This is a genomic window from Streptomyces sp. NPDC048353, assembly GCF_055587165.1.
Genome location: NZ_JBVJGU010000009.1, coordinates 61,596 through 84,816, shown reverse-complemented (window position 1 = coordinate 84,816; position 23,221 = coordinate 61,596). Strand labels below are relative to the sequence as shown.

General features: G+C 71.1%; 21 protein-coding genes and 2 pseudogenes. 16 read left to right on the top strand and 7 right to left on the bottom strand.

From position 1 onward, the window contains the following. Positions 1–199 precede the first annotated feature (199 nt). The 4 genes from ACZ6RC_RS28240 to ACZ6RC_RS28225 all read left to right on the top strand — a co-directional run bounded on the left by ACZ6RC_RS28240 (position 200) and on the right by ACZ6RC_RS28225 (position 2,139). Positions 200–757, top strand: coding sequence for a GtrA domain-containing protein (locus ACZ6RC_RS28240; protein ID WP_469588347.1), 558 nt, complete (start codon positions 200–202; stop codon positions 755–757). 112 nt (positions 758–869) lie between these two features. After that, the gene (locus ACZ6RC_RS28235) at positions 870–1,292 is read left to right on the top strand and encodes a hypothetical protein (RefSeq protein ID WP_469588344.1); all 423 of its coding nucleotides are present in this window, start codon (positions 870–872) and stop codon (positions 1,290–1,292) included. A 63-nt stretch (positions 1,293–1,355) separates the two neighbouring features. Further along, positions 1,356–1,658: a hypothetical protein gene (locus tag ACZ6RC_RS28230; RefSeq protein WP_391136076.1), complete on the top strand. Its 303-nt coding sequence runs from the start codon at positions 1,356–1,358 to the stop codon at positions 1,656–1,658. 172 nt (positions 1,659–1,830) lie between these two features. Further along, positions 1,831–2,139, top strand: a complete 309-nt coding sequence (locus tag ACZ6RC_RS28225; protein ID WP_469588340.1) for a hypothetical protein — start codon at positions 1,831–1,833, stop codon at positions 2,137–2,139. An 84-nt stretch (positions 2,140–2,223) separates the two neighbouring features. Here ACZ6RC_RS28225 and ACZ6RC_RS28220 read toward each other — a convergent pair whose 3' ends face one another. After that, positions 2,224–3,429, bottom strand: a complete 1,206-nt coding sequence (locus ACZ6RC_RS28220; RefSeq protein WP_469588337.1) for a serine hydrolase domain-containing protein — start codon at positions 3,427–3,429, stop codon at positions 2,224–2,226. 340 nt (positions 3,430–3,769) lie between these two features. Here ACZ6RC_RS28220 and ACZ6RC_RS28215 point away from each other — a divergent pair, with 340 nt between their 5' ends. Then, positions 3,770–4,264: a hypothetical protein gene (locus ACZ6RC_RS28215; protein WP_469588334.1), complete on the top strand. Its 495-nt coding sequence runs from the start codon at positions 3,770–3,772 to the stop codon at positions 4,262–4,264. A gap of 110 nt (positions 4,265–4,374) precedes the next feature. On the opposite strand, the gene ACZ6RC_RS28210 is transcribed toward ACZ6RC_RS28215, so the two are convergent. Next, on the bottom strand, positions 4,375–4,737 hold the full coding sequence (locus ACZ6RC_RS28210) for a helix-turn-helix transcriptional regulator (protein ID WP_453619016.1): 363 nt from the start codon (positions 4,735–4,737) through the stop codon (positions 4,375–4,377). A gap of 105 nt (positions 4,738–4,842) precedes the next feature. Between ACZ6RC_RS28210 and ACZ6RC_RS28205 the strand changes: the two genes are divergently transcribed. Next, positions 4,843–5,244, top strand: coding sequence for an STAS domain-containing protein (locus ACZ6RC_RS28205; RefSeq protein ID WP_469588331.1), 402 nt, complete (start codon positions 4,843–4,845; stop codon positions 5,242–5,244). A 138-nt stretch (positions 5,245–5,382) separates the two neighbouring features. After that, a complete protein-coding gene (locus tag ACZ6RC_RS28200) occupies positions 5,383–5,625 on the top strand; it encodes a DUF5133 domain-containing protein (protein WP_453619014.1) in 243 nt (80 codons plus the stop codon). A gap of 281 nt (positions 5,626–5,906) precedes the next feature. On the opposite strand, the gene ACZ6RC_RS28195 is transcribed toward ACZ6RC_RS28200, so the two are convergent. Further along, a complete protein-coding gene (locus tag ACZ6RC_RS28195) occupies positions 5,907–6,815 on the bottom strand; it encodes a hypothetical protein (protein ID WP_469588326.1) in 909 nt (302 codons plus the stop codon). 255 nt (positions 6,816–7,070) lie between these two features. Between ACZ6RC_RS28195 and ACZ6RC_RS28190 the strand changes: the two genes are divergently transcribed. The 3 genes from ACZ6RC_RS28190 to ACZ6RC_RS28180 all read left to right on the top strand — a co-directional run bounded on the left by ACZ6RC_RS28190 (position 7,071) and on the right by ACZ6RC_RS28180 (position 9,797). Continuing rightward, positions 7,071–7,454, top strand: a complete 384-nt coding sequence (locus ACZ6RC_RS28190; RefSeq protein WP_391136051.1) for a thiol-disulfide oxidoreductase DCC family protein — start codon at positions 7,071–7,073, stop codon at positions 7,452–7,454. A gap of 486 nt (positions 7,455–7,940) precedes the next feature. Beyond that, a complete protein-coding gene (locus ACZ6RC_RS28185) occupies positions 7,941–8,723 on the top strand; it encodes a fibronectin type III domain-containing protein (protein WP_469588322.1) in 783 nt (260 codons plus the stop codon). A gap of 258 nt (positions 8,724–8,981) precedes the next feature. Beyond that, complete coding sequence (locus ACZ6RC_RS28180; RefSeq protein ID WP_469588319.1) at positions 8,982–9,797, top strand: DUF6042 family protein; 816 nt, start codon at positions 8,982–8,984, stop codon at positions 9,795–9,797. A gap of 199 nt (positions 9,798–9,996) precedes the next feature. On the opposite strand, the gene ACZ6RC_RS28175 is transcribed toward ACZ6RC_RS28180, so the two are convergent. Together ACZ6RC_RS28175 and ACZ6RC_RS28170 are read right to left on the bottom strand one after the other, a co-directional pair. Next, positions 9,997–10,413 (bottom strand): CBS domain-containing protein, encoded by a 417-nt coding sequence (locus ACZ6RC_RS28175; RefSeq protein ID WP_469588316.1) that lies wholly within the window; start codon positions 10,411–10,413, stop codon positions 9,997–9,999. Positions 10,414–10,701: 288 nt separating this feature from the next. Then, complete coding sequence (locus tag ACZ6RC_RS28170; RefSeq protein ID WP_469588855.1) at positions 10,702–11,817, bottom strand: serine hydrolase domain-containing protein; 1,116 nt, start codon at positions 11,815–11,817, stop codon at positions 10,702–10,704. Positions 11,818–12,074: 257 nt separating this feature from the next. Here ACZ6RC_RS28170 and ACZ6RC_RS28165 point away from each other — a divergent pair, with 257 nt between their 5' ends. The 6 genes and pseudogenes from ACZ6RC_RS28165 to ACZ6RC_RS28140 all read left to right on the top strand — a co-directional run bounded on the left by ACZ6RC_RS28165 (position 12,075) and on the right by ACZ6RC_RS28140 (position 20,336). Continuing rightward, a complete protein-coding gene (locus tag ACZ6RC_RS28165) occupies positions 12,075–12,956 on the top strand; it encodes an AraC family transcriptional regulator (RefSeq protein ID WP_469588313.1) in 882 nt (293 codons plus the stop codon). Between the two features lie 317 nt (positions 12,957–13,273). Beyond that, entirely contained in the window at positions 13,274–14,821 is a 1,548-nt protein-coding gene (locus ACZ6RC_RS28160) for an SNIPE associated domain-containing protein (protein ID WP_469588310.1), read from the top strand. 234 nt (positions 14,822–15,055) lie between these two features. After that, positions 15,056–15,397 (top strand): annotated as a pseudogene (locus tag ACZ6RC_RS28155) (DUF3662 domain-containing protein); the annotation flags it as partial. A 1,563-nt stretch (positions 15,398–16,960) separates the two neighbouring features. After that, a complete protein-coding gene (locus tag ACZ6RC_RS28150; RefSeq protein ID WP_469588852.1) occupies positions 16,961–17,947 on the top strand; it encodes a MinD/ParA family ATP-binding protein in 987 nt (328 codons plus the stop codon). Between the two features lie 530 nt (positions 17,948–18,477). After that, entirely contained in the window at positions 18,478–19,056 is a 579-nt protein-coding gene (locus tag ACZ6RC_RS28145; RefSeq protein ID WP_469588307.1) for a hypothetical protein, read from the top strand. Between the two features lie 424 nt (positions 19,057–19,480). Beyond that, positions 19,481–20,336 (top strand): annotated as a pseudogene (locus ACZ6RC_RS28140) (IS110 family transposase). On the opposite strand, the gene ACZ6RC_RS28135 reads toward ACZ6RC_RS28140, so the two are convergent. Further along, positions 20,312–20,545: a hypothetical protein gene (locus ACZ6RC_RS28135; protein ID WP_469588305.1), complete on the bottom strand. Its 234-nt coding sequence runs from the start codon at positions 20,543–20,545 to the stop codon at positions 20,312–20,314. The pseudogene ACZ6RC_RS28140 and the gene ACZ6RC_RS28135 sit on opposite strands and share 25 nt — an antisense overlap. 801 nt (positions 20,546–21,346) lie before the next feature. Beyond that, the gene (locus ACZ6RC_RS28130; protein WP_469588302.1) at positions 21,347–23,038 is read right to left on the bottom strand and encodes an FAD-dependent oxidoreductase; all 1,692 of its coding nucleotides are present in this window, start codon (positions 23,036–23,038) and stop codon (positions 21,347–21,349) included. Positions 23,039–23,221 lie beyond the last annotated feature (183 nt).

Here is a 23,221-nt window from a genome sequence, read left to right as displayed (position 1 = left end):
TCCCGGCCGTCCTGGCGCCATGGCAAGAGGCCTCTGACCTGCGCAGAAATGACCCCACGCGTCAATGGCGCCATAAAGAGCTCGCAATGGCGCCATAAATGCGTCATGATGGAGCCACGGCCGGGGATCCCCCGTCCCGCACGCCGGAACGGGGCGCGCGTGTTCACGCAGCGGGTCATCACACGACGGGGGAACGATCATGGAAGCGGCACAGAGCAGACACCAGGCAGTCCCCGGCGCCCGTACCGCCTTCGCCCGTTTCGTGCTCTGCGGCGGGGGAGTGGGGATCGGCTCCAGCTTCGCCGTGACAGCCCTCGCCGGCTTCATCCCCTTCATTCTGGCCAACGCCCTGATCACGGTGGCCTCCACGCTCCTGGCCACCGAACTCCATGCCCGCTTCACCTTCGGCGCCCGTTTCACCTTCGGCACGGGCCTATGGGCCACAGGACGCCAGCACGTGCAGTCGGCCGGGTCCGCGGCGGCCGCCTATGTGGTGACCTGCACGGCGATGTTCCTGCTGCAGCACCTGGTGGCGGCGCCCGGCGCGACGCTGGAGCAGACCGTCTACCTCACCGCCTCCGCACTCGCCGGCGCCGCACGGTTCGTCGTCCTGCGCCTCGTCGTCTTCGCCCACCACCGTCCCCGGCCCGCTACACCCACCACCACCTCTACCGCCTCCGCAGCCCGCCCCCTGCACCCCACCGTCGCCCGTACCCCTGCCCCGTCCGGCCCCGCGGCCCTCTGCCGAGCGGCCTGACCCCGCTCCCACCGACACTCACCCGGCACCCCTGGGGACCTCCTGTCCGGGCGACCGGCTTGACCGCGGGAAGCGTCAACTACCCACGCCGGCATGCGCATAGGCTCCGGCCATGACCGACCAGTGGTACGTCCTCATCGAAGAGGACACTCGGTTGACCCAGCGTGCCGATGGCGTCGACCTGAAACTGCACCGATGGGAGCTGGTCGCCACGCACCCCATCACCGGTCCACAGGCCCAGGCCGCCGCGGCAGCCGAGGACGCGGCCCTGCGCTATGTGCCGCGACTCCTCGCCCGGCATGCCCGCCCGGGGGACCAACCGGCCCGGCATGCCTTCCTCGCCCCGGACGGGGCGTGGGTGGTCCTCCTCAAGCAGCGTCACCGCACGTGCCACATCCGTGTGACCACGGCCCGGCTCATGCACACCCGCGAGGAAGTGCTGGCACCACCCCCCACGCTGAAGGACAGGTTCCGAGGCGCCCTGGAAGGCCCGCAGCTCCCCGACGAGCCATGGGCGCCGCCGCGGCACCCGTGAGAAAACCGGATACCCGGCCGTGTCTCCCGATGGATCGCCGTGATCCGGGGTACACGGCCCCGCATGGCACCCAAGAGCACCACGAGCGAGCACCTCATGTCCTTGCGGGCCGCGCGGCAACTGCGCCGGATCCGTACCTTCTACACCGCCGGCGCGCTGCTGTGGGCGGCAGCGGCGGCCTGGACGGGATGGACGCATCCCGGGAGCCGGCAGATGTGGGTCTCCGTACTCCTCCTGGCCGTCTTCGCCGGGCTGCTGGGCACCGCCTCCCTCTGGCTCCGGCGCCTGCACACCGATGCGCCCCGCAGGCCCGCGCACCACGCCGGATCACGTCGGGCAGCCGCTCCCCGTCACGCGAGCGCATGACCCCCACGCCCGTCCCCGCCTGCCCCGCGCCGTGCTGTGCGCCGGCCGGCCCTCTGCCTTCCGTGTACGACGAAGGTCCCGGCCGGGCGGAACGAAAGCCGGGGGCGGGTTCAGTACGGAGAATCAGGGAAGCAGGACGTCACTCAAGCTCCCTCCCACGCGAGGAGTCGCCATGACCACCTTCGTCATCACCGTCCCCGGCACGTTCCTCTCCGGCATCACCGACTCGGCGTGCTCGGCTCTCGAACGGGAGCTGGCCTCCCAGCACACCGACGTCAGTGAGAACGAGGGCCTGGACCTGCTCACTTTGAACGAGGACGGCACCTTCTCCGTCCGTCTCGAGGTCGACGCGCCCGACCGCTACGAAGCCGAACTGGACGCCACCCGACTCGTCGTGGCCGCGCTGCAGGACGCCGGAATCCCGCCCGCCGACGTCCCGCTCGGCCCGCCGGCCGTCACCGGCATCGACAGCGACCTCTGACCCCTCGCCTCCGCCCCGCCTTCCAGGTGGCCCCGCGCCCCGGGCCGCCTCTCGGCTGCCCGAGGGCCGGATGCCGTGGACGGGTCAGCGTCGGAGCAAGGCGCAGACGAAGTCCTCCTGCACCGCGCGGACTTGGGCGAGGAGCTCGGGCTTGACGCTCTTGCTGGTCTGCGTGTTGATCGAGAAGGTCAGGGACCTCTTGCCGTCCGCTGTGGCGGCGGCGAGCTGGGTGTAGCCGGGGAAGTTCCCGGTGTGGCCGTAGACCGCTCCGCAGCGTGTCGTGTACCGGAAGATCGCCAGCCCGCCGGCGTTGGTACCCGGTCCCGCGGGTTCGGAGGCGGCGCCGGGGAGGAAGGTTCGCTGCTGGCGGCGCGTGGCGGGCGACAGGAAGTCGTGCCCGCCGGCCCACGCGCGGATGAAGGCGTTGAGGTCCTTCGGCGTCGAGACGATCCCGCCGGAGGCCCAGACGCCCGAGGCGCTGAGAGCTTCGCTGATGTCCTCTGGCGGAGCGGGCGGCGTGACGTCGTACCCGTGGATGTAGGGCCGCGGCATGCGGTAGCCCTGGGGGAGACTGGTCTCCCGCAGACCCAGGGGGGCGTACACGAGTCGCTCCAGTAGGCGCTCGTACCGCTGCCCGGCGGCCGCCTCGGCCATCAGCGCGACGGCGATGTTGTCGGAGTTGGAGTACGCGTACCGGGACCCCGGGGGAAAGCGGAGCCCCTCGTCCGCCACGAAGTCGAGCAGTCGCCGCGAGTCGAAGTGGTGCCGGGGATCCGCCTGCAGGATCTCGATGAACGCCGGCGCCGTCGAGAAGTCGGGCAGCCCACTGGTGTGCTGCAGCAGTTGGCGCAGCGTCACCCGGTGCCAGGCGGCCGGCAGCGAGGGCAGACGCTCACCGATCGTGTCGTCGAGGCCCAGCTTGCGCCGGTCGACCAGACGCAGCGCGACCGCCCCGCTGAACGCCTTCGACACGCTCGCGATGCGCATGTGGTCGCCCGTGCGGGGAGGGCGGCCGGTCGCCGTGTCGGCGACCCCCGCCCGGTAGACCGCCGTCCGGTCTCCGTCCCGCAGCAGCGCGATCACGCCGGGCGGTCCTCCAGGCGTGCGGACCAGCTTCTCCAGCCGCTCCTGCAACGCCCGGTCCGAGGGCGAGGGGCTGGGCGACACCGTGCCGGCCGCCTCCACCGGTTGGATGAGGACCGCGAGCGCCACGGACGCGGCCACGGCGGCGGCGGACGCCCGCAGACGTGCACGCCGCGAACGGAAACGGACTCCAGAGCATGCCGACACCGGTTCTCCTCCTCAAGGCTAGGCCGGACGGACAGGCCGCCGGCCGACGAGTCGGCCCCAGCATCGAACCCACCGGCCCGGCCCGCCCGTCGGCTGCTCCATCCGGCCCCCCGCTCCCCGGCCCGCCCGATCCCGGCCCTCGCCCCTCGCCTCCGTCACCTTGGACGTACGGTCACGGTCGGGACGCGTCCCGTCGGATCCGCGGCGGATGGGTACGTTCGTGGCGCATCGTGGAGGCGGCTGACATGTGGGAGGGGCCGTGGGGTGGAAGAAGGACGGGTTTCCGGCACACGAGGGGGCCGTGGGCGTGCTCCTGCCGGACGGGAGTGAGCCAGGGCCGGTGTACGGCGTAGGAGGCGGGAACCCCGTCCGTGAATCCCGCGACTGGTGGGTCTACGACGGCATCCTCGGCGCGCCCCGTGCGCAGCGGATCCGGGCGACCTGTGCATGCGGCTGGCGCGGAGGGACGGCGTACCGGATCCGGTGGGATGAGGTCGAGCGAGGCGTTCCCTACGCCTACGACACGACGGACGCCGAGCGGGACTGGGAGGCCCATCTCGACGACGTCGAGGCACGGACCGTGCCGTTGCCGACGGAGGTGAGCGACCTGCTTCACCGGCTGCGGCAGCGGCTCGAGCAGCTGGTCGACGACGCACCGCTCGTCGCGGTCAAGGCGGCGGGCGAGCTGGAGACCATCGCCGCCGCGATCGGGCCTCCGGCGGCGTACCTCGCGGTCCGCGCGGACGGGATGTCCTGGCAGCGGATCGCCGATGCCCTGGGCACCACCGAGCAGGAGGCCCGCTCCCGCCTCCTGCGCTACGAGTACCGCCGCTGACCCTCAGCCGGGAAGAGGCCGCGCCGTGCCCGAGCGCTTCTCTCTCACCGACGTGGCAGCGCCTTCGTCCCGCATCCCGGGCGGCGCCGTGACCGGTGCCTCGTCCGCTCCTACCGCGCACGGCCGGCATCGCCCGGCCGAGTGGTCCGGTTGCCCGGGCTCCCGATGCGGTCGGTCTCGTCCTGTACGAGCAGGGAGAGCAGGGCGGCGACGGTCAGACCGGCCTCCGCCGGGTGGCGCAGGACCTTCTCCGGCTCGATGCGGTAGGTGTTGGTACGACCGTCGCGGGTGTGGGAGAGGTACCCGTCCTGCTCGAGATCGGAAATGATCCGTTGGACGGCACGCTCGGTGAGCCGACAGTGGGCGGCTATGTCGCGGATTCGGACGTTCGGGTTGTCGGCGATGGCCGCCAGTACGCGCGCGTGGTTGGTGACGAACGTCCATCCGCTGTGAGATCCAGGCACTTCAACCATGAACGGCATTCTAAGGACTCTCTTTGCCGGACAACGGATACGTGACATACTTTTCGCGCAATGGATGACAGGATAAGGCCGGGGGAGCCGAAGGAGGGGCCCGAGATGTCTTCGGATGAGGCGGTCGCGAGGCGCCCGGCTGATGCCGGCGAGAGCCGGCTCGGGGCACTGGACGAGACCACGGTGGGGCAATACGAGCACCTGGGGGCCTGGGTCGTCCGCGCGTGCGGCCCGTACGACATGGACTCGATCACGCCCCTGAAGGACGCGCTGCGCACCGCGACGGGGGAGCACCGGAAGGTCGTGCTGGACGCCTCCGGCATCACCTTCGCGGACTCGACGCTGTTGAATCTGCTGATCCTCACCCACCAGACGGCCGACTTCCGCGTGGCCGCCCCGCCGCAGCAGCTGCGACGCCTTCTCGAGCTCACCGGAGTCGACACGGTGCTGCAGGTGCGGGCGACGGTGGAGGAGGCCGCCGCCCTCTGCGGAAGCCCGGGGGAGTGAAGCGCTCCAAGCGGGGCATTCGACGTTCTGCCGACCGTGTCCGGGTGTGGACCCTGACCGAGGACGCGATGGAGACAGTCACCACCCGCGGTGCGGCCGGCCGCACCGCGGGAGGGTTGTGAGGGGAGAGGTATCACCATGATCCTTCCGGCGGAGAAGGACCTGCGCGCGGTGTTGGCCCGGTTCGCTCAGGCCCGCATCGAACACGACGTGCGGCCCACCGGCTTCACCAGCAGGGCTCTCGAAGACGCCACATACACCCTGTGTGTGATGACCGGAGCGCGCACCGTCAAGGAGGCCCTGCTCGCGGCCGACGCCCTGCTCGACCGCTACACGGCTACCCGGCGCGTCTCGCAGGGAGACGCGACACTGGCCGCCTGAAGCGGGTCGCGGAAGACCGCGCGTCGACGGACACGGTCCCGACGGAGGCTGTCGTACCCAGAGCCGCCGTAGGCCGACGGCGTTCCGAGCGACGGCGTTCCGAGCGACTGCGACTGCGACCGTGACGGCCCGGGCCGGGCGGCCGGCGCACCCGGGGAGGGGCGGAATGAGGTCCGGCCGCCCCCCGATCCGGGGCAGCGGACCGGCCGCCCGCCTCGTCAGAGGCGAGAACCGCCGACGCCTCCCCGGTGCGGCGACGCTCACCCGGAACCGGGCCGGACTCAGTTCACCGGCATGCCGAGGCCCGGCAGCCACAACCGGCCGTGGTCATTGACCGTCAGCTCCCAGGCCACCAGCTCGTCCGGGCAGACCGAACCGCGGCCGCGGACGTCGGCGACCAGCAGCCGGGCCGCCGACCGCGCCGCCGTGGGGTCCTCGTCCGAGAACACCGCCCGCCACCAGCCGCCGTCGCGCACCTGCCAGCCCCGCATCCGCATGGCCTCCTCCCAGCCCCGCTCCCCGGCCGTCGTCCGGTGGTCCACCATCAGCGACAACTGCCCGCGGTCCTGGCTGTAGCCCACCCGCAGATGCCGCGGCCAGTCCCGCGAGCACCCCACGACGAACGACGCCCAGTCGCCCGCCACCTGCACCGGAAGCTGCTCCATCCACGAGTCCAGGAGCAGCTCGAGTGAGGACTCCAGGTGCTGCCAGGACGCTGCCGTGTGATGGCCGTCCCAGCGGAAGGCCGGCCAGTCGCGCTCCGGCCCCCGGTGCAACAGCCACAGGTAAGGAAGCCTGTCGAAGCCGTGCGGGTCTTCCGGCCGCCAGCCGACCGAGCCCGACTCCACGGCGGTGTACTCGCGCCCGTATAGGTCCGACACCGTGTGCGCCGACAGCGAGACGCCCTCCGGGCCGCCCGCCAGCAGCACCACATGCGGCCCGGTGTGCCAGCGCACGCTGGGGCCGGCGGCCGAACCGCCGTACAGAGTGGGCGGCCCGAGCTCCGCCGCCACCGCTTCGTACACCGGCCGCAGGGCCTCCCGCCGGGCCGCACGCCCGGCCCCGGGCGGGTAGGGCGCGACGAGCACGGCGGGCGCGTCCGCATGTGCCTCGGGGCGGTCGTACAGGGCGCGTGCGAGGGTGGCAGCGCTCGGAGGGCTGGGGCGGGAAGGGGGCATGCCGATGATCATGGCCCCATCGTGTCAGGAGGCTTGAGCCGACCAGCGCGCGGCGTGGGGTCCCAGGAAGGCGGGTCCGGCGCGGACGCCGACCAGGCGGGTGCCACCGGTCCGGCAGGGCCCCCACGTATGCCCGTCCGCGCTCCACGCCGGCGAGGAGGCGCCGGAGTCCAGAGCCTCGGCGTACGGAACCACCGGGCCGATGTCGCGCGTCCGCAGACGCCGTGCGTTACGGGGGGCTGGTCCGTGACGGGGCACTATGGGGTCATGAGAACTCGGCCGGTACTCGTCTACGACGGTGACTGCGGCTTCTGCACGGCATCGGCCGCGGCCGCACGGCGACTGCTCCACCCGTCCTGTGAGTTCACCGCATGGCAGTCGGCCGACCTGGCCCTTCTCGGCGTTCCGCAGGAACGAGCCGAGTACGAGGCGCTGTGGGTGACCCCCGTCGGTGCCGTCTACGGCGGGGCCCAGGCCGTGGCGAAACTCCTGCTGCGTGCCGGAGGGGGATGGGCGGTCCTGGGAGCGGTTCTCTCGCTGGCGCCGGTGCGCTGGATCGCCCATGTCGTCTACCGGGTCATCGCCGACAACCGAGGACGGCTGCCGGGCGGGAAGCGGGCCTGCGCCGCCCCATCCTCGCGGCCGTTGTGAATCCTTTCGGCCGTTCTGGATCCTCCCGGCCAGGCGCGGTCATTCCACGCTCGGGACCGGACTAAACCGGTCCGGCCCGCCCCGCCCCGCCTGGCCCGCCGGGCGAGCCGAACCGCCTCGACCGCCTGCCTGGGTCTGACCGGAGGTCACCGCTGCGGCAGGGGCTCTGCCGGGGCACGGCGGCCCGGACCCGCAAGGCCTGTGCCGGGCCGCCGCTTCACGGGGCAGAGCCCGGGCCGGATCGGCCCAGCCCGGCCCTCTCGCGCCCATGCCCGCTCGCCGCGACCGATCTGCGGGTGCGGGGGCGAGGTGACCTCTGCATGCTGGAGGGGAGCACCGTGGCCGAGTCCGGCGCCACAGAGGTACGGCCACCCTTCTGGTGCGCTTCTCCGCCCAGAGCGGGAGGAGAAAGCCTTCATCCCGGCAACCGATTCCCCGTCCCCGTGGAACTCCGACTGCCCGCTCCATCGATCGCGAGGTGTTGCGATGAGGCTGCGACGCGCCGCCGCCGCTGCGGCTCTGCCGATTCCCCTGCTGTGTGTATGGCTGGCCCCGCCCGCCTCCGCGGCCACCACACACACCATCTCCCTGACCGGAACGATGACGGTGACGAACGCGGGTGGCGTCTTCGACGACGACACGACCCAGGCCTTCACTTTCAGGAGGCAGGTCCGCCTCACCCACGACAACCCGACGACCACGCTGACCACTTCGCACTGCGTGGCCAACCAGACCAGGGGCGAACTGAGCGTCCACCTCCAACTCAGAAACGACGAGATGGTCGTCGAATCGCCCACCTTGCGGCTGTTCGAAGGATCGAGCTGCCTCACCAACGACCTCGACGGCCAATCCGAGGGCATCCAGCAGGGCATGCGCCCGGGCGGAACCCTGACGGGCGCGCAACTGTCCGCCCGTAACAGTGAAGCGCTCTCCCCCGACAGAGCTTCGGTGACCTTCAACCTGAGGCACGCGACAGGTTCGGGTATGGGAGCAGGGCGCCCCGCCGCGGTCTCGGGCGTGGTCGCCAGTAGGCCCAACCCCGCGGATCCTTCCCGGGTACGGGTGGACTGGGAGGACGTGGTGACCGACGAAACGCACTTCCAGATCCGCAACAGCACCCTCAACACCAGTTTGAGCGTGGGCCCGAACACCACATCGGTCACGTTCACCGGCCAGCCGGCGGAGCGGCAGTGCTACCAGGTCCGGGCGGTGAACAGGCACGGCCCGTCGGACTGGACGCCCGTGAGCCCCACGCAGGAATGCGTCTGAGGGTCAGCCGGATAGTTGACCTGCCGACCGCCTGACCGGATGACCCCAGAGGGCGCCTCCCAGCCAGGGAGGCGCCTTCGTCGTCGAGGGAGCGGTGGCGGGAAGCGGAACGCCGGGAGGCGCGGACGCCGGCACGCTGCGGATGCCGGGCGCGCCTCACCCACCCTGGGCCGGCCATCCTTGCGAACGCTCCGTATCTCATGCGCAACAATGCGTAAGCTGATCGGAGTTTGACCGTCCTTCGAGGAAGAGCTGCGGATGACTGACGATCCACTCGTGCCCGGGCCGCGCCGGGACCTGGCGGTGCACAACGACTGGTGGACTGCGGGCTGGCAACACGTCCTGCCGTGCCAGAGCTTCCCGTTGGCGATGCTGATCGCCACCGCGAGCCAGCCCGGCTTCACCGGCTCCCTGGACGACCTCCTGGAAGAGCTCTTCGACGGTGACTGGAACATGCTCGGCGGCGACCTCGACAGTGCGCTCACCTTCTTCTGGCCCGACTCGGAGGAGGATCCCGAGGAAGAGCCGGAGGGACGCCAGGCATCCGAGGCCAAGCGCTGGAGCGAGTTACGTGCCGTGCTCACGTCCGCGGGTCTTCCGGTGCCGACGACTGTGCGGGACCTGTCCGAGCTCTACCTGACCTGGGGTCTGGCATACCAGGAGCAGACGGCGGCCGGCACCCGATGGTCCATGCCCGCCACGCTGCCGCGCCCCGGCGACCTGTTGCCCCTGAACGCCGACCTCACCCAACGGCTCGATTCGCTCCACTGCGCGGAGCACACCGGCCCGTACATCAGCGCGCTGATCGGACATCTGACCGACGACCTGGGCGCACCGGAGGAGATCTTCACCTCCCTCGACCGCCTGGCCGTCGCCACCGGCCAACGGGCCGACGACGTCCGCCTCGCCGTCGCCGAGCTCGTGAACTCCGGTGACGCTCGAGTGTGGCGCGGGCAGGGGCAGGCCGATCCCGAACGGCTGGAGACACATCAGCGCTTCCGCTTGGCCGTGGACTGGGATCGCGTCGACGAGACCCGGCTCCAGGTGTACGTCAGGACCGGCGACGACGCATGACCGGGCGGGGCGCGTGCGGCATCTCCTCCACCACGAAACGGGAGACAGGCGCTCCGTTCCTGCCCGAGCCGTCTCCCGGGTGCGCGCAGCAGCAGCCTCTCGGCCTCGCCCGAGCGGTCCGCCCTGTCGTCCGTACGAAGGCTCGCTCCGGACCGCGGGGCGCGACCGCGCGATCCCGAGCGAGGTGAGACAGGGCGCCTCAGTCCGTGGAGAGGGCCTGGAGCAGGTCGCCGACCTTCGGGTCCGGCAGGGCCCGTGCCACGTCGGCCTGAGCGACCATGCCGACGAGGTCGTGCCCGTCGATGACCGGCAGCCGCCGGACCTTGTGCTCGGTCATGGTGCGCAGGATCTCCGCGGCGTCGTCGTCCGCGCCGATGGTCACGGCCTCCCCCTGCGCCAACTCCCCGGCCTTGCACGCCGCCGGGTCCTTGCCTTCGCCGAGCACCTTCACCACGATGTCCCGGTCGGTGAGCATGCCCTTGAGCTTGTTGTCCGTACCGCAGATGGGCAGCGCCCCGACGCCCAGCCGTGTCATCTTCTTCGCCGCTTCCAGCACCGACTCCTCGGCGCCGATGCATTCGGCTCCCTCGGTCATGATCTGTCGCGCCGTCGTCATGGTCCACCTCTCGATCCGGGATGCCAGGACGGAGCATCGGTCCTGTCCTGGACACTGACGCAACACGCTTTCCCTCGCAATCCTCCCTATAACGGGTCAAGACGTGTTTCCGTCCGGTCAGTCCCGTCCACGGTCGGCGGCCCGTGGGGGACGGCGTCGGACCGCCCCGCGAGAGCGCGCCGTGTCGGATCGGACCGAGCCGGTCCTGGGGTACTGGGAGGCCGCGGGTGGAGAGGACGCCGTCGGCAGGTCACGACAGGGGATCAGCCGCCCGCCCGCGGCGGGCCGTCACCGCAGTCCGCTGTAGGCGGCCATGACGATCTCCATGCCGCGGTTGTCCTCCCGTCGGTCTCGGTCCACCATCCGGTTCATGACGTACGCCACGGTCATGCGCGCGTCGGGGTCGCTCGCCACCAGCGAACCGCCCCACCCTCCCCAGCCGAAGGTGTTGCCGAACTTGCCGAAGCCCATGGTCCAGGACATCGGTGTCCGCAGGACGCGGTCCTCACCACGGAAGACCTCCCGCCAGGCGGGCTCGCAGCCCTGCGGGGACAGCAGTCGCACCCCGCCGGCCGAGCCATGGTTCGCCAGCACCGACTGGACCAGGGCGACGGACCGAGCGTTGCCGAATCCGTTCACCGCGGGGAGCTGCGCACGGCGCCAGGCCACGGAGTTGACGTCCCCGACCCGGACCGCGGCTCCGGTGTACTCCCGGCGTGCGCCGTCCGGCCCGGCAGGTGCGCTGGAGGCGTACTCGTCGGTCAGGGACGGCGGCGGGATGAGCGGTGCCACGCGGCGGTCGTGCTGGGCCGGGAGCCCGATGTGGAAGTCCGCCCCCAGCGGCCCGGCGACCTCCTCGGCGAAGAACGCGCCGAGGCTGCGGCCCGTGACGCGGCGGACGACCTCGCCGACGAGGAACCCGAAGGTGAGCGCGTGATAGCCGGCGGCCGTTCCCGGTTCCCATTCGGGAGCTTGGGCGGCCAGCGCCGCTGTCACGCCCTGCCAGTCGTAGAGCTCCTCGACCGCCGTCAGACCAGCCAGGTCAGGTAGTCCCGCGGTGTGCGACAGCGCGTGCCGGACCCGTACGTGCTCCTTGCCCGCCGCCGCGAACTCGGGCCAGTAGTCGGCGATGGGCGCGGATAGGTCGAGTCGGCCCCGGTCGGCCAGGATCAGCGCGCACAGGGCTGTCATGTTCTTGGTCGTCGAGTTCACAGCGGCGAGGGTGTCGCGCTCCCAGGGGACGGAACGGTCCGCGTCGGCGTAGCCGCCCCAGATGTCGACCACCGGCTCGCCGCCGAGATGGACGGCGACCGAGGCGCCGACATCGTCCTTCGCGAGCGAGGCCGCGAGCGCCTCACGAACCGCGGCGAATCGGGGCTCGCACACTCCCTTGATATCGGTCATTCCCTTGATATCGGTCATGGTCACGAGCCTGGCGCGACGCCGGGCCTCCCGCCCGACAATTCCCGCCCGGTTATGTCGGGCGGGCCGCGACGAGACGAGGCATGGTCCGTAGGGCGAGGCAAGCTCTCTCCGCCGTGCAAGCGGTCTGCGGGCCGTACGCGGCACACGACACGGCCTGAGCTCGGGCGCCGCCGCCGCGTCCGCTTGAAAGGCTGGGCATTCCTGCGGGGGAGAGATCGGAAGGAAGGCTGACACGCGTGCTGGAGCGGCTGAATCAGGCGCTGGACCATCTTGAGGCATCCCTCGACCAGGAGATCGACATGGCCGAGGTGGCCCGGATCGCCGCGGTGTCGGAGTACCACTTCCGGCGGCTGTTCTCCGCTCTCGCCGGGATGCCGCTGCCCGTCTACGTGCGGCGCCGGCGGATGACGCTCGCCGGCGCCGAGGTGCTGGCCGGGCAGCCGACGCTGCTCGACATCGCGGTCCGGTACGGCTACGGCTCGGGCGAGGCGTTCGCCCGGGCGTTCCGTTCGGTGCACGGCATCGGACCGGGCGAGGCCCGGCGCACGGGTGCGGTGCTCACGGCGCAGCCGCGCATGTCCTTCCGCGTCGTCGTCGAAGGCAGCACGACCATGCGGTACCGGATCGTGGAGAAGGAGCCGTTCCGCATCGTCGGCAGGAAGGCCCGCGTCCCGCTCGTGCACGAGGGCGTGAACGCCGCCGCCGCGGCACACCTGGAAGGCCTGGACGAACTGTCCGTCACACGGATGAAGGGGTTCGCCGACCGGGAGCCGGAGGGGATCCTGTCGGCGGCGGTGTACCTCACCGACAGCCGGGAGGAGGGCGCCGAGGTGGACTACTGGATCGGCGCGGCAACCGGCCACGAAACGGTCGCTGAGGAGCTCGACGCCCTTGACGTGCCGGCCGGGACGTGGGCGGTCTTCGACAACCACGGGCCTTACCCGAGCGCACTCCAGGCACTGTGGCGGGACGTGTTCACCCAGTGGTTCCCCTCGAACCCGTACGCGAGCCGACCGGGCCCTGAACTGCTGCGGACGCACCCGGTGGAGCTCGGCGCCGCCACCGACTCCCAGCTGTGGATCCCGGTCGAGCGGACCACCGGGAGCACGGGAACGTGACCACGGGTACCGAAAGGCCCCCCTCCTCGCCGCCGGCGAGACCGGCCACGTCCGCGTCCGCCTCGCCGGAAGACTCCCGTTCCGTGCCCCCACCCTCCGCACCTGGCCCGTCCACCAGCGCGAGTCGTTCCCCGAGCTCTCAGGCCGGCGACCCGGCGCGTACTGAAGGGGGTAGGGGGCACCGGCCAAGGTGCCTTTTGCGCCGATGTTCGTGATCGGCCGTGCTCCCGGCAGCCTGCGGGGCATGATCGCGAGAGGTCCTGAGGGTGTGCCACCAGGCTGTATGGGGTGGGGAGTGGGGGAGTGTACGAGTGAGTGTGAGCGGCTACCGGTTCAACCCGCCACCGAACTGGCCGTTGCCTCAGGACTGGGTGCCCCCGGTCGGCTGGCAGCCCGACCCCGCATGGCCGCCGCCCCCACCGGGTTGGCAGATGTGGCTGGCCGAGTCTCCCGACGCCGCTTCGGTGACCGGGACCGTACCCCATCAGTACGTGCCTCAGCCGGAGACTCCCGCCGGCCGAAAGCGGGGCTGGTTCGGCCGCCGGCGACGCGATGAGACAAGCGAGCTCGCAGATCTGAGGGCGTGGATCGCACAGGCCCACGGCGCGGACGCCGCCCAGGTCGCCGGGCTGGTGGAACGCACACGCCAGGAAGCGGCCGAGCTGTTGGCGCAGGGGCGGGCACAGGCCGAAGCGATCGTCGAGGAGGCCCGCCAGGTCGTCAAGGACATCAAGAGCGATGTCAAGCAGTCCGCCAAAGACGCTGAGAAGGCCCGCGCCGAAGCAGAGCGGCACCGAGGCGAGATCTACCAGGCCGAGACCCGCCTGACCGAGCTGCGCGCGCGGATCGTCACCACCGACGAGACCGTCCTGCTGCAAGAGGCCGGAATCTACGCCTACCGTCATCAGCTTCACGACGCGATCGCGTACCGCAGCCGCCTGGACTCGCTGAAGGCCGAGATCAAAGACCTTGCCCGCAATGATCAGGCGGTCCTCGCGGCCACGGACTGGACAGTCAACGGCTCCGCGCGCGAGGGCCGGAAGATGATCCGCGACTTCTCGAAGCTGATGCTCCGCGCCTACAACGCGGAGGCCGACTACGCCGTACGCGCCATGCGTCCCCACCGCCTGACTTCGCTGGTCGACCGCCTTTACAAGAGCCGGGAGACCATCGCCAGACTCGGCGCCACCATGCACATCCGCATCTCCGACGCCTATCACGATGCCCGCGTCCGTGAACTCCAGCTGACAGCGGACTTCCTGCACAAGAAGGAAGAGGAGAAGGAAGCCCAGCGCGAGGCGAGAGCCCGCGAACGCGAGGAGGCAGCCGCCCAGCGCGAACTCGACCGCGCACGAGAGAAGCTGCACAAGGAACTCAACCATTACGAGGCCGCCCTCGAACGCCTGCGCGCGCAGGGTAATGACGAGGCGGTGCGCGACATGGAGGCCAAGCTCGCCGAGATTCAGCAGACTCTCCAGGACGTCGACGCACGGGCGGCGAACGTCCGCACCGGCTACGTCTACGTCGTCTCCAACATCGGCGCCTTCGGAGACAGCATCGTCAAGATCGGCATGACAAGACGCCTCGAACCCCTCGACCGCGTCTACGAACTCAGCGGCGCCGCGGTCCCCTTTCGCTTCGACGTCCACGCCCTGCTCTTCAGCAAGGACGCCGTCGGCCTGGAAACCCGACTCCACCAAGAATTCGCCGACCGGCGCGTCAACCGCGTCAACAGCAGGAAAGAATTCTTCTACGTCACCCCGGCAGAAGTGCGCACCGCGCTGGAGCGCTTCGCGGGAGAACACCTGGTGGAGTTCAGCGAGACCCCGCAAGCGCTCGAGTGGCGCGCGAGCAGGACGGGCTGACGCACGCTGGCGTTCTGTTCTGCCGCGCGGGTGAATTTTGAGGTTTTCGGGTTGAGGTCCGCGGGCCTGGGTCTTGTTGCCGCCCTGCCGCCCTGTCGTGCCTCTGTGGTGGGGGGGCTGTTGTGGTGAATTGGGGCGACACGCCATGGGTAATCACGGATTGTGGCTATATTGCTACTATCGGTGTTGTGTTGTTCTGCCCGTGTTGGGTGGCTGGGTAGCCCGGAGGCTGTGATGGGGACGCTGGGCAGGATCGAGCGGCGTTTCGAGGCTGTGGTGAACGGGACGTTTGCGCGGGTGTTCAAGTCGGCGGTGCAGCCTATGGAGTTTATCGGGGCGTTGCGGCGTGAGTGTGATGTGAACGCGCGGATCTGGGATCGGGACTGCACGATTGTGCCGAATGGGTTTGTGGTGGAGTTGTCTCCGGGTGATCACGAGTTGCAGAGTGCGTGTCTGGTGATGTTGGGCCAGGAGCTGGTGGGCAGGTTGCGTGATTATGCGGAGGAGCAGCGGTATTCGTTTGTGGGTCCGTTGAAGGTGCAGTTGCAGCGTAGTGAGGGGTTGCGGGCGGGGCAGTTTCGGGTGCGGAGCCGGTTGGAGGTTCCGCCGGAGGTGCAGGGTGTGTTGCAGGCCGGTGCGGGTTACCGCGCCGGGTATGCGACGGCCGGGTATGCGGGGGCGGCGGGGGGGTGGGGGTGGCGGGGGGATAAGCAGGTCCTGACGGTGGAGCAGTTCATATCGTTTGGTCTGGCGTTTGCTGCGGACGGGTCGCTGGTGCGGGCTGTTCCTGCGGGGTCTTTCGCCCCGTCGGGGTGGGGGGAGGGGGTGTGGGACGGCAGGGGTGGCGGGGTTGTGTCCCGGACGGGCCGGGTGGCGCGTGCGTTGCCTGCCGGTTCGGGTGCGCGCCTGGCGTTGGGGCCGGGCACAAGCCACACCAGCAGCGGCGGCGGTGTGGCGTTGGGGCAGGGCGCAAGCCACACCAGCGGCGGTGTGGTGGTGGGGCGGGGCGGGGGTGGTGCTGTCCGCCCTGCAGGGGAGGGGGTGTCGCGGCTGGTGGCGGGTGCGGGGGAGTCTTCCAGGAGTGGGGTGGCGGTGGGGCCGGTGTTTACGACGGTGCCGCCTGGTGGTCTGCGTCGTGAGCAGGCCCTGCCCCGCCGCCAGGCCCCGGTCACACCGCACGCTGGGGAGGAGGGCCGCCGTCTGGTGGCCGGCCCGGTACCCGGCACACCGCCCGCCGGTGCGGGAACCCCTGCCGGTGCGGTAACCCGCTTCGGTGTGGCGTCCCGTGCTCCTGCGGCAACTCGTGCTCCTTCGGAGACCGGCCCTGGTGCGGTAGTCCCTGCCGGTGCGGTAACCCGCTCGGGTGCGGTGTCCCGTGCTGATGTGCACACCGGCGCTTCTGCGGCAACTCCCGCTTCTGTGGTGTCCCGCTCTGGTGCGGTGGCCCCTGCCTCTGCGGTGGAGGCTCGCCGCTCTGCTGCCGGTCTGATATCCGGCACGCCGCCCGCAGGTGCGGAATCCCCTGCCGGTGTGGTGACCCGTTCTGGTGCGGTGTCTGGTGCTCCTTCGGAGACCGGCCCTGGTGCGGTAGCCCCTGCCTCTGTGGTGTCCCGCTCGGGTGCGGTGTCCCGTTCTGGTGTGGTGTCCCGCGAGGGTGCGGTGTCGCGTGCAGTTGTGGTGTCGCGTGCTGGTGCGGTGACCGCTGCTGGTGTGGGTGTGGTGTCTGGGGTGTGTGTGAGGTCCGTTGCTTCTGCGAAAGGGTTGATCGTGTCTGATGACCGGGATGGCCGGGATGACCGGGGTGGTCGTGTGGATGGTTGTGTGTCCGATCGGGAGGGTGTGGAGGGGGCGGGGCTGGTGACGCCGGCTTCGGGTGGTGCTGCTGCGGAGTCTGTGCAGGGGGTGGTGGGGGATGAGGAGCGTGGTGAGGTGGTGTTGCGGGGGGAGCCGCAGGCGGGGCTGCGCGCGGAGGCGCGTGGTGGGCAGGGTGGTATGTACGGTCCGGGTGGGGAGCGGGGGCCGGTGTCCTTCGGCGGTGGGGGTTATCCCTTCGGGCAGGTCGGGATGGGGCAGCGTTTCGGTGGGCCGGTTCCTGCCGGGGCGGGGTGGCCGGGTGGGGAGCGGGGTGGCCGTGGGGGTGTGCTGGGGCGTAGTGCGGCGCTGGAGCTGTCTTCGGACCGTTTGCTGCGGGGCCGGCCGGGGGAGCGGCGTGGGCTGAGCCGGCTGCGTATCGGTGGCAGGAACGCGGAGCGGGAGCGTGAGCAGAAGCTGGCGATCCTGCGGACGCCGGTCATGCAGTGCCACAAGATCGCTGTGATCAGTCTGAAGGGGGGTGTGGGCAAGACGACCACGACGACGGCTCTGGGTGCGACGTTGGCCACGGAGCGCCAGGACCGGGTGGTGGCGATCGATGCCAATCCGGATGCGGGGACGCTCAGTCGGCGGGTGCGCTGTGAGACGAGCGCGACGATCCGTGATCTGGTGGCGGAGCTTCCGAACATCGACAACTACATGGCGGTGCGGCGGTTCACCTCGCAGTCTCCCAGCGGTCTGGAGATTCTGGCGAACGAGGCGGATCCCGCGCTGTCCACGGCGTTCAACGATGAGGACTACCGTCAGGTGGTCGGCTGTCTGGGGCAGCACTATCCGATCGTGCTGACCGACTCGGGGACGGGTCTGCTGCACAGTGCGATGCGGGGGATCCTGGATTTCGCGGATCAGCTGATCGTGGTCGCCACGCCGAGTGTGGACGGTGCGACGAGTGCCAGTACCACGTTGGACTGGCTGAGTGCGCATCACTACGACGATCTGGTGCAGCGGAGTATCACGGTGATCTCCGAGGCCCGTCAGAAGAGCAAGATGGTGCGGGTGAACGACGTCGTGGACCATTTCCGTGCCCGCTGCCGGGGTGTGGTGATGATTCCGTTCGACGAGCACCTGGCCACGGGTTCGGAAGTCGATCTGGAGCAGATGAAGCCCAGGACCCGCCGGGCGTACTTCGATCTGGCGACGCTGGTGGCCGCGGACTTTCCCCGGACGCAGCCCGAGGCGGTGAGCTGGGGCGCCGCCTATCCGCACTCCGGCTACAACGCGGCCAGTATGTTCGCAGCCCCGCTGCGGGGCTGACCCGGCCGCCGGATAGGGCCGGGGCGTCCCGCCCGGGGGCCCGCGGAGCCCCCGGGCCCCCGCCCGGGGGCTCCGCGGGTCGTGTGTGCTGTTCTCGCGTGCTGCCGGGCGCCCGCTGCCGCAGGGACACTTCCCCAGGCCCAGGCCGAGGCCGGTGTGCGGCAAAAAGTAGGGGGCCGGCAGCGATCGCCAGCCCCCCGGCGTTGCGGTGGGGGCGGGCGGCTGCCCGCCCCCTTTCGACGAGAACGGGGGCGGGCACTCGTTTTTCCCGTGAGCCGGCCCGCCGGAGCCGTGTGCGCAAGGCCCTGCCGGCGACGGCCCGCCCGCTGTGCCTTGGTTGTTCTCCGGCGGGCCTGGCCGGCCGCCCCGGGGCCCGTCGTCCGGCCCGGTCAAGGGTCCGCAGCGCGCGGGCCCTTGACCGGGCCACAGCCGGTTCCGATCCGCCGCTCCCGGCCGTGGGGACACCCGGCGTGGCGCGGCGGCTGCGCCGCGTCTGGCATTCCGTCAGGCCGTGGCCAGGGCTTGTGCCCTTGGTGGATGCGGGGCCGCGGAACCTGGTCGCCGCCTACGCGGCAGGCGCCGCGCTGGGATGGCCGGCTGCCTTCACCGCCGGCGCGAGTCCCCGCCGGCCCGGCCCGAGTATCTCCGCGCCTTCGCCGTCCCCGCTGCCGGCCGGCTACCGCCTGGAGCACCAGAGCAGCGGCCTGCGGCTGCCGGTTCCCGACGGCGGGACACGCAAGGAACTGGACGGCGGCGAAGTCGTCTACGTCGACCCCTCCGGACTCGAGGGACTGCGGTTCAACGGCGCAGGGTTCGCGGGCTCCGATGTCCTGCGGCACTGGCAGATGACCGAGGAGGCGCAGACCCGCCGCGCCAACCCGGGCTACGAACGCCCGTCAGGATGGCGGCCACGACAGTGCGCGCAGAACCCGGCGGCTGGGGAGTTCACCTTCCAGGACAAGGCGAGGAAGTTCCGGGCCGCGGTGGTGGCGTTTGCGGACGCCGACGGCACACAGTACGTCGTCTACCTCAGCGCACCGGACGAGCAGGGGAGCCGCTACCGGCCCGTCTTCGACTCCGCCGTCTCCGGCCTGCGCCTCGGCACATGATCCACCGGCCCGCCGCCGCGCGCCGCCCCCCCGTAACACCGCGTCCCTCTGCCGTCGTTGCCGCTCCGGCGGCGCCGCCCGGGCTCGCCCGGTGTGTGTCCGGGCAGACGAAAACCGCGCCCCCGCGCCGGCGCCGTGAGCCGGATGCGCACCCGCAAGGGCGGCGGGCCCGGCCGGCCCCCCGTCACCTTCTTCGTGGCTCCGCAATGGGGCCTCCGGCCTTCGGGTCCGGCATGACTTCCCCGCTTGTCGCGGTTGATGATCCCGGGGGGTGTCTGTCACCGGGGCCGGAGGCATCGACGGCACGCTGATGAGGGGCTCGGGCACCGGTCTCACCCAGGGCCGGAAAAGCTCTCCGTAACGTTCATGTGGCAGCTCGGTGCCGAGGCAAGGCCGGACGAAAGCGTGATCGAGGGGCCTGCACGTGATCGACACCAGCACCATCGACGTCTCCCTCGGCCTGGACGTCGGCAAGGGAGAACACCCCGCCGCCGCCGTCACCCCGGCCGGGAAGAAAGCCTTCGACAAGCGCCTGACCAACACCGAACCCAAGCTCCAGGCCGAGCACGGAACGGTACTGGTCGTGGTCGACCAGCCGGCCTCGACCGGCGCCCCACCGCTGGCGGTCGCAAGAGACATGGGCTGCCCGGTCGCCTACCTGCCCGGCCTGACGATGCGGCGGATCGCCGACCTCTACCTGGCGAGGCAAAGACCGACGCGAAGGACGCGTTCATCATCGCGGACGCTGCCCGCGCGATGCCGCACACGCTGCGGGCGGTCGACGGCGAGGACGAGACGAGCGCCGAGCTGGAGATGATCGTCGCTTCGACGACGACCCGGCCGGCGAGGCAACGGTCGCCAGCAGGCTGCACGGCTTGCTCACCCAGATCCCCCGGTCCTGGAGCGCGTGCTGGGGCCGCGGTTGCAGCATCCGGCTGTCCTGACCCGGGCACCTCGCCGCCTACGCAGGACTCGCCCCCGCGACCCGCAGTTCAGGGTCTTCGATCCGCGGCGAACAACCTCCAGGCGGGGAAACAAGCAGCTCAAGCTGGCCTTCTTCCTCTCCGCGTTCGCAGCCCTGGGCGACCCGGCATCCCGGGCTTACTACGGCTAGAAAATCGCCCAGGGCAAGCATCACACCCAGGCTCTGCTCTGCCTCGCCCCGCCGGGCCGATGTCCTCTTCGCATGTTCCGCGACGGAACCTTGTACGAACCCCGACCGGCTGCGGCCAGGTGAGGAGTCCAGAGCGCCCGGTCAGCCCTCCGGCCGAAGCCGCTGACGAGCGGCCTCCAGCCGCTGGTCATAGTCAGGCGCGAACAGTGCAGGAACCGTCTCGTCGAGCGTTCCTGCGATTCGATGAATCGGTGCCCAGACCGCCGGATCGTCAACAACTCGGCTGAGGTCGGTCATCTGGAGCTTCTCCAGCCAGTGCGACAGCACCAGTGCCTCGTCACTCGTGAGCTTGATCGTGACCTGGCTATCACTCATGCACACCCCTATGGCTCAGCCCGTCCTTGACCGCACGAACCTACTGGCCTTGGACCTTGGCCCAACGCAGAGGGACACCCCCTGGCCCTCCCGCGTGCGCCGGAGCCCGGGGGCCGGACCTGCGGCGGACGCGAACGGCACCTGCATCCGCCGCAGCCCCGCTACGACCGTGTGCGCAACAGGCCGGCGCATCCCCGGGGCTGACGGCCCGCACACGTCCCCCAGCCCCCCTGCCCCTGTACGCGAGCAAGGGGTACCGGACCTGACGGCTCGCCGCCCCGCCCTTGCCATCCCAGCCCCCGCCCTTGCCATCCCAGCCCCCGCCGCCTCGTCCCGCGCCGCCGGTCCTGCGGCGCTGTGAGCGCGCTGAGGACGAGGCGATAAGCAACGAGCACCAAGCAGGGGGCATCAATCCAAGCAACAGGCACCAAGCGCCGAGCAACCGGGCACCAAGCAACCGGGCACCTAGCAACGTGCCCTCATATGCGGTCTCTGCCACTTCCGTCCGGGGGCCGCTGCCGTCGACGGCTGCTCCCGTCCGGGGCCGTTCCCGCCCGGCGGCAACTGCCCTGTGGGGCCCGTTCCCACCCGGGATCGCTCCTGCCCGGGGGACCACTCCCGTCCGACGGCTACGTCCGTCCGACGGCTGCTCCTGCCTGACGGCCGCTCCCTTCCGGCGGCCACGGCCCCGCTCCCGCCCGGGCCCCGCTCCCTCCGGGCCCCGCTCCCGCCCGGGCCCCGCTCCCTCCGGGCCCCGCTCCCGCCCGGCCCCCGCTCCCTCCGGGAGCTCCCGCCCTTCGGTTACTCCCGTCCCAAAATTTCTCCCACCGCGGCCCGCAGCTGCGCCCCGGGGTCCTCGGCTGCCTGCGGACAGCGCCAGGCGACGAACCCGTCGGGGCGTACCAGGATGGCTCCGCTTTCGGTGACGCCGTGGGCCTGGGCCCAGTCCTGCCCGTCCGACGGCGCCAGGTCGGCCCCCTCCTCACCGCCACCGCCACCGTCGTTGCTGGTGCCGATGCGGTAGGCGGCCAGCGGCACCGCCAGGTCTTCGGCGACGTTCGCGGCCGCCGTGTGCCATCCGCCCGGGTCGCCGGCCCCGCACAGCAGCACCAGCGTCCGTTCGTACAGGTCCAGGGTGGAGAGGCGTTCGGTGCCGCGCTGCAGCCACAGGTGAGGCGCCCGCGTTCCGGGCTCGCCTGTCAGGTGCAGCCTGTCGGGCACGACGGGCTGTTCGGGGTCGGCGCCCAGGACCGCGCCGTGGGGGTAGCGGTAGCCCAGGACCACGTTGAGGATCCCGCCCTTGCGTCCCGGAGGGCCGCCCGCCTCCACGCCCGGGGCGTAGCCGGGGTGGCTGTGCTCGGCCGAGCGTGCCGAGGCGCGGTTGCTCGTCGCCTCGGCGACCGGCCGCCGTTCGGTGCCGTAGGACGCCAGCAGTGCGGGCGCGGCCCAGCCCTGCAGGACCGCGGCCAGTTTCCAGGCGAGGTTGTGGGCATCCTGGATGCCGGTGTTGGACCCGAACGCGCCGGTCGGCGGCATCTCGTGGGCCGCGTCCCCCACCAGGAACACCCGCCCCTGCGCGTACTGTTCGGCGACCCGCTGGGCGGCATGCCACGGTGCTTTGCCGGTGATCTCCACATCGAGGTCGGCCACGCCCACCGCCCGCCGGATATGTGCCACGCACCGCTCGTCGGTGAACTCCTCCAGCGTCTCGCCGCGCTCGGGGTGCCACGGCGCGTGGAACACCCAGCGTTCGGTGTTGTCGACCGGCAGCAGCGCCCCGTCGGCCTGCGGGTCGGTCAGGTAGCACACGATGAAACGCCGGTCACCGACGACGTCGGCCAGGGAACGTGAGACGAAGGTGATGCTCACGTTGTGAAACAGGTCGCCCGGGCCGCTCTGCGCGATGCCCAGACGCTCGCGGACGGGGCTGCGCGGCCCGTCCGCGGCCACCAGATAGTCCGCGCGGATCGTCAGATGCTCACCGCTCTCACGGCTCTTGACCTGTGCGGTCACCCCCTCGGAGTCCTGTTCGAAGGACATCAGCTCCGTGGCGAACCGCAGATCCCCGCCCAGCTCGAGCGCACTGTGGCGCAGCACCGGCTCCAGATTGTTCTGGCTGCACAGACACCACTGGGCGGGGCTGAAACGCGCCAGCCCCCCGCCGGGGTCGATCTCCCTGAACAGCCACTCGCCCTCATCGCGGCCGCCGGCCAGGCTCGGCACCTGCAGGATCCCGTTGTTGCCCGACAGCACCGAGGCCGCCTGACGGATCCGCTCTCCCGCCCCCGCCCCGCGGAACAGCTCCATCGTGCGCACGTTGTTACCGCGCCCGCGCGGATGGATCGAGGTCCCGGCATGACGCTCGACCAGCGTGTGCGCCACCCCCAGACGCCCCAGGAACAGCGAGGCCGACAAGCCCACCAGAGAGCCGCCGACGATCAACACCGGAGTGCGGTGCCCGATCTCGCCGGCCGTCGGTTCACATCGGTTCATTGCCTGCCTCCAGCTCAGCAGCGACGCGCGATCGGGGATGGCAAGCCCATGCCTGCCCGCCCCCGTCCCCGCTCCCGTACCCCGGACACCCGGTTGCCGCGCAGTTCACTCGTCCGCCTCACCAGGCTGGCGAAGCCCCCCGCCCCGCTCAACGATCGGCACACGGCGCCCCGGTGCGCTCTC

Bases quoted from the DNA above. Each gene is read 5' to 3' on its own strand.
- ACZ6RC_RS28195 (WP_469588326.1), bottom strand. From the start codon at position 6,815: ATGATCATCGGCATGCCCCCTTCCCGCCCCAGCCCTCCGAGCGCTGCC.
- ACZ6RC_RS28135 (WP_469588305.1), bottom strand. From the start codon at position 20,545: ATGAGTGATAGCCAGGTCACGATCAAGCTCACGAGTGACGAGGCACTG.
- ACZ6RC_RS28230 (WP_391136076.1), top strand. From the start codon at position 1,356: ATGGCACCCAAGAGCACCACGAGCGAGCACCTCATGTCCTTGCGGGCC.
- ACZ6RC_RS28170 (WP_469588855.1), bottom strand. From the start codon at position 11,817: ATGACCGATATCAAGGGAGTGTGCGAGCCCCGATTCGCCGCGGTTCGT.
- ACZ6RC_RS28175 (WP_469588316.1), bottom strand. From the start codon at position 10,413: ATGACGACGGCGCGACAGATCATGACCGAGGGAGCCGAATGCATCGGC.
- ACZ6RC_RS28240 (WP_469588347.1), top strand. From the start codon at position 200: ATGGAAGCGGCACAGAGCAGACACCAGGCAGTCCCCGGCGCCCGTACC.
- ACZ6RC_RS28190 (WP_391136051.1), top strand. From the start codon at position 7,071: ATGAGAACTCGGCCGGTACTCGTCTACGACGGTGACTGCGGCTTCTGC.
- ACZ6RC_RS28225 (WP_469588340.1), top strand. From the start codon at position 1,831: ATGACCACCTTCGTCATCACCGTCCCCGGCACGTTCCTCTCCGGCATC.
- ACZ6RC_RS28200 (WP_453619014.1), top strand. From the start codon at position 5,383: ATGATCCTTCCGGCGGAGAAGGACCTGCGCGCGGTGTTGGCCCGGTTC.
- ACZ6RC_RS28185 (WP_469588322.1), top strand. From the start codon at position 7,941: ATGAGGCTGCGACGCGCCGCCGCCGCTGCGGCTCTGCCGATTCCCCTG.
- ACZ6RC_RS28130 (WP_469588302.1), bottom strand. From the start codon at position 23,038: ATGAACCGATGTGAACCGACGGCCGGCGAGATCGGGCACCGCACTCCG.
- ACZ6RC_RS28205 (WP_469588331.1), top strand. From the start codon at position 4,843: ATGTCTTCGGATGAGGCGGTCGCGAGGCGCCCGGCTGATGCCGGCGAG.
- ACZ6RC_RS28180 (WP_469588319.1), top strand. From the start codon at position 8,982: ATGACTGACGATCCACTCGTGCCCGGGCCGCGCCGGGACCTGGCGGTG.
- ACZ6RC_RS28235 (WP_469588344.1), top strand. From the start codon at position 870: ATGACCGACCAGTGGTACGTCCTCATCGAAGAGGACACTCGGTTGACC.
- ACZ6RC_RS28210 (WP_453619016.1), bottom strand. From the start codon at position 4,737: ATGGTTGAAGTGCCTGGATCTCACAGCGGATGGACGTTCGTCACCAAC.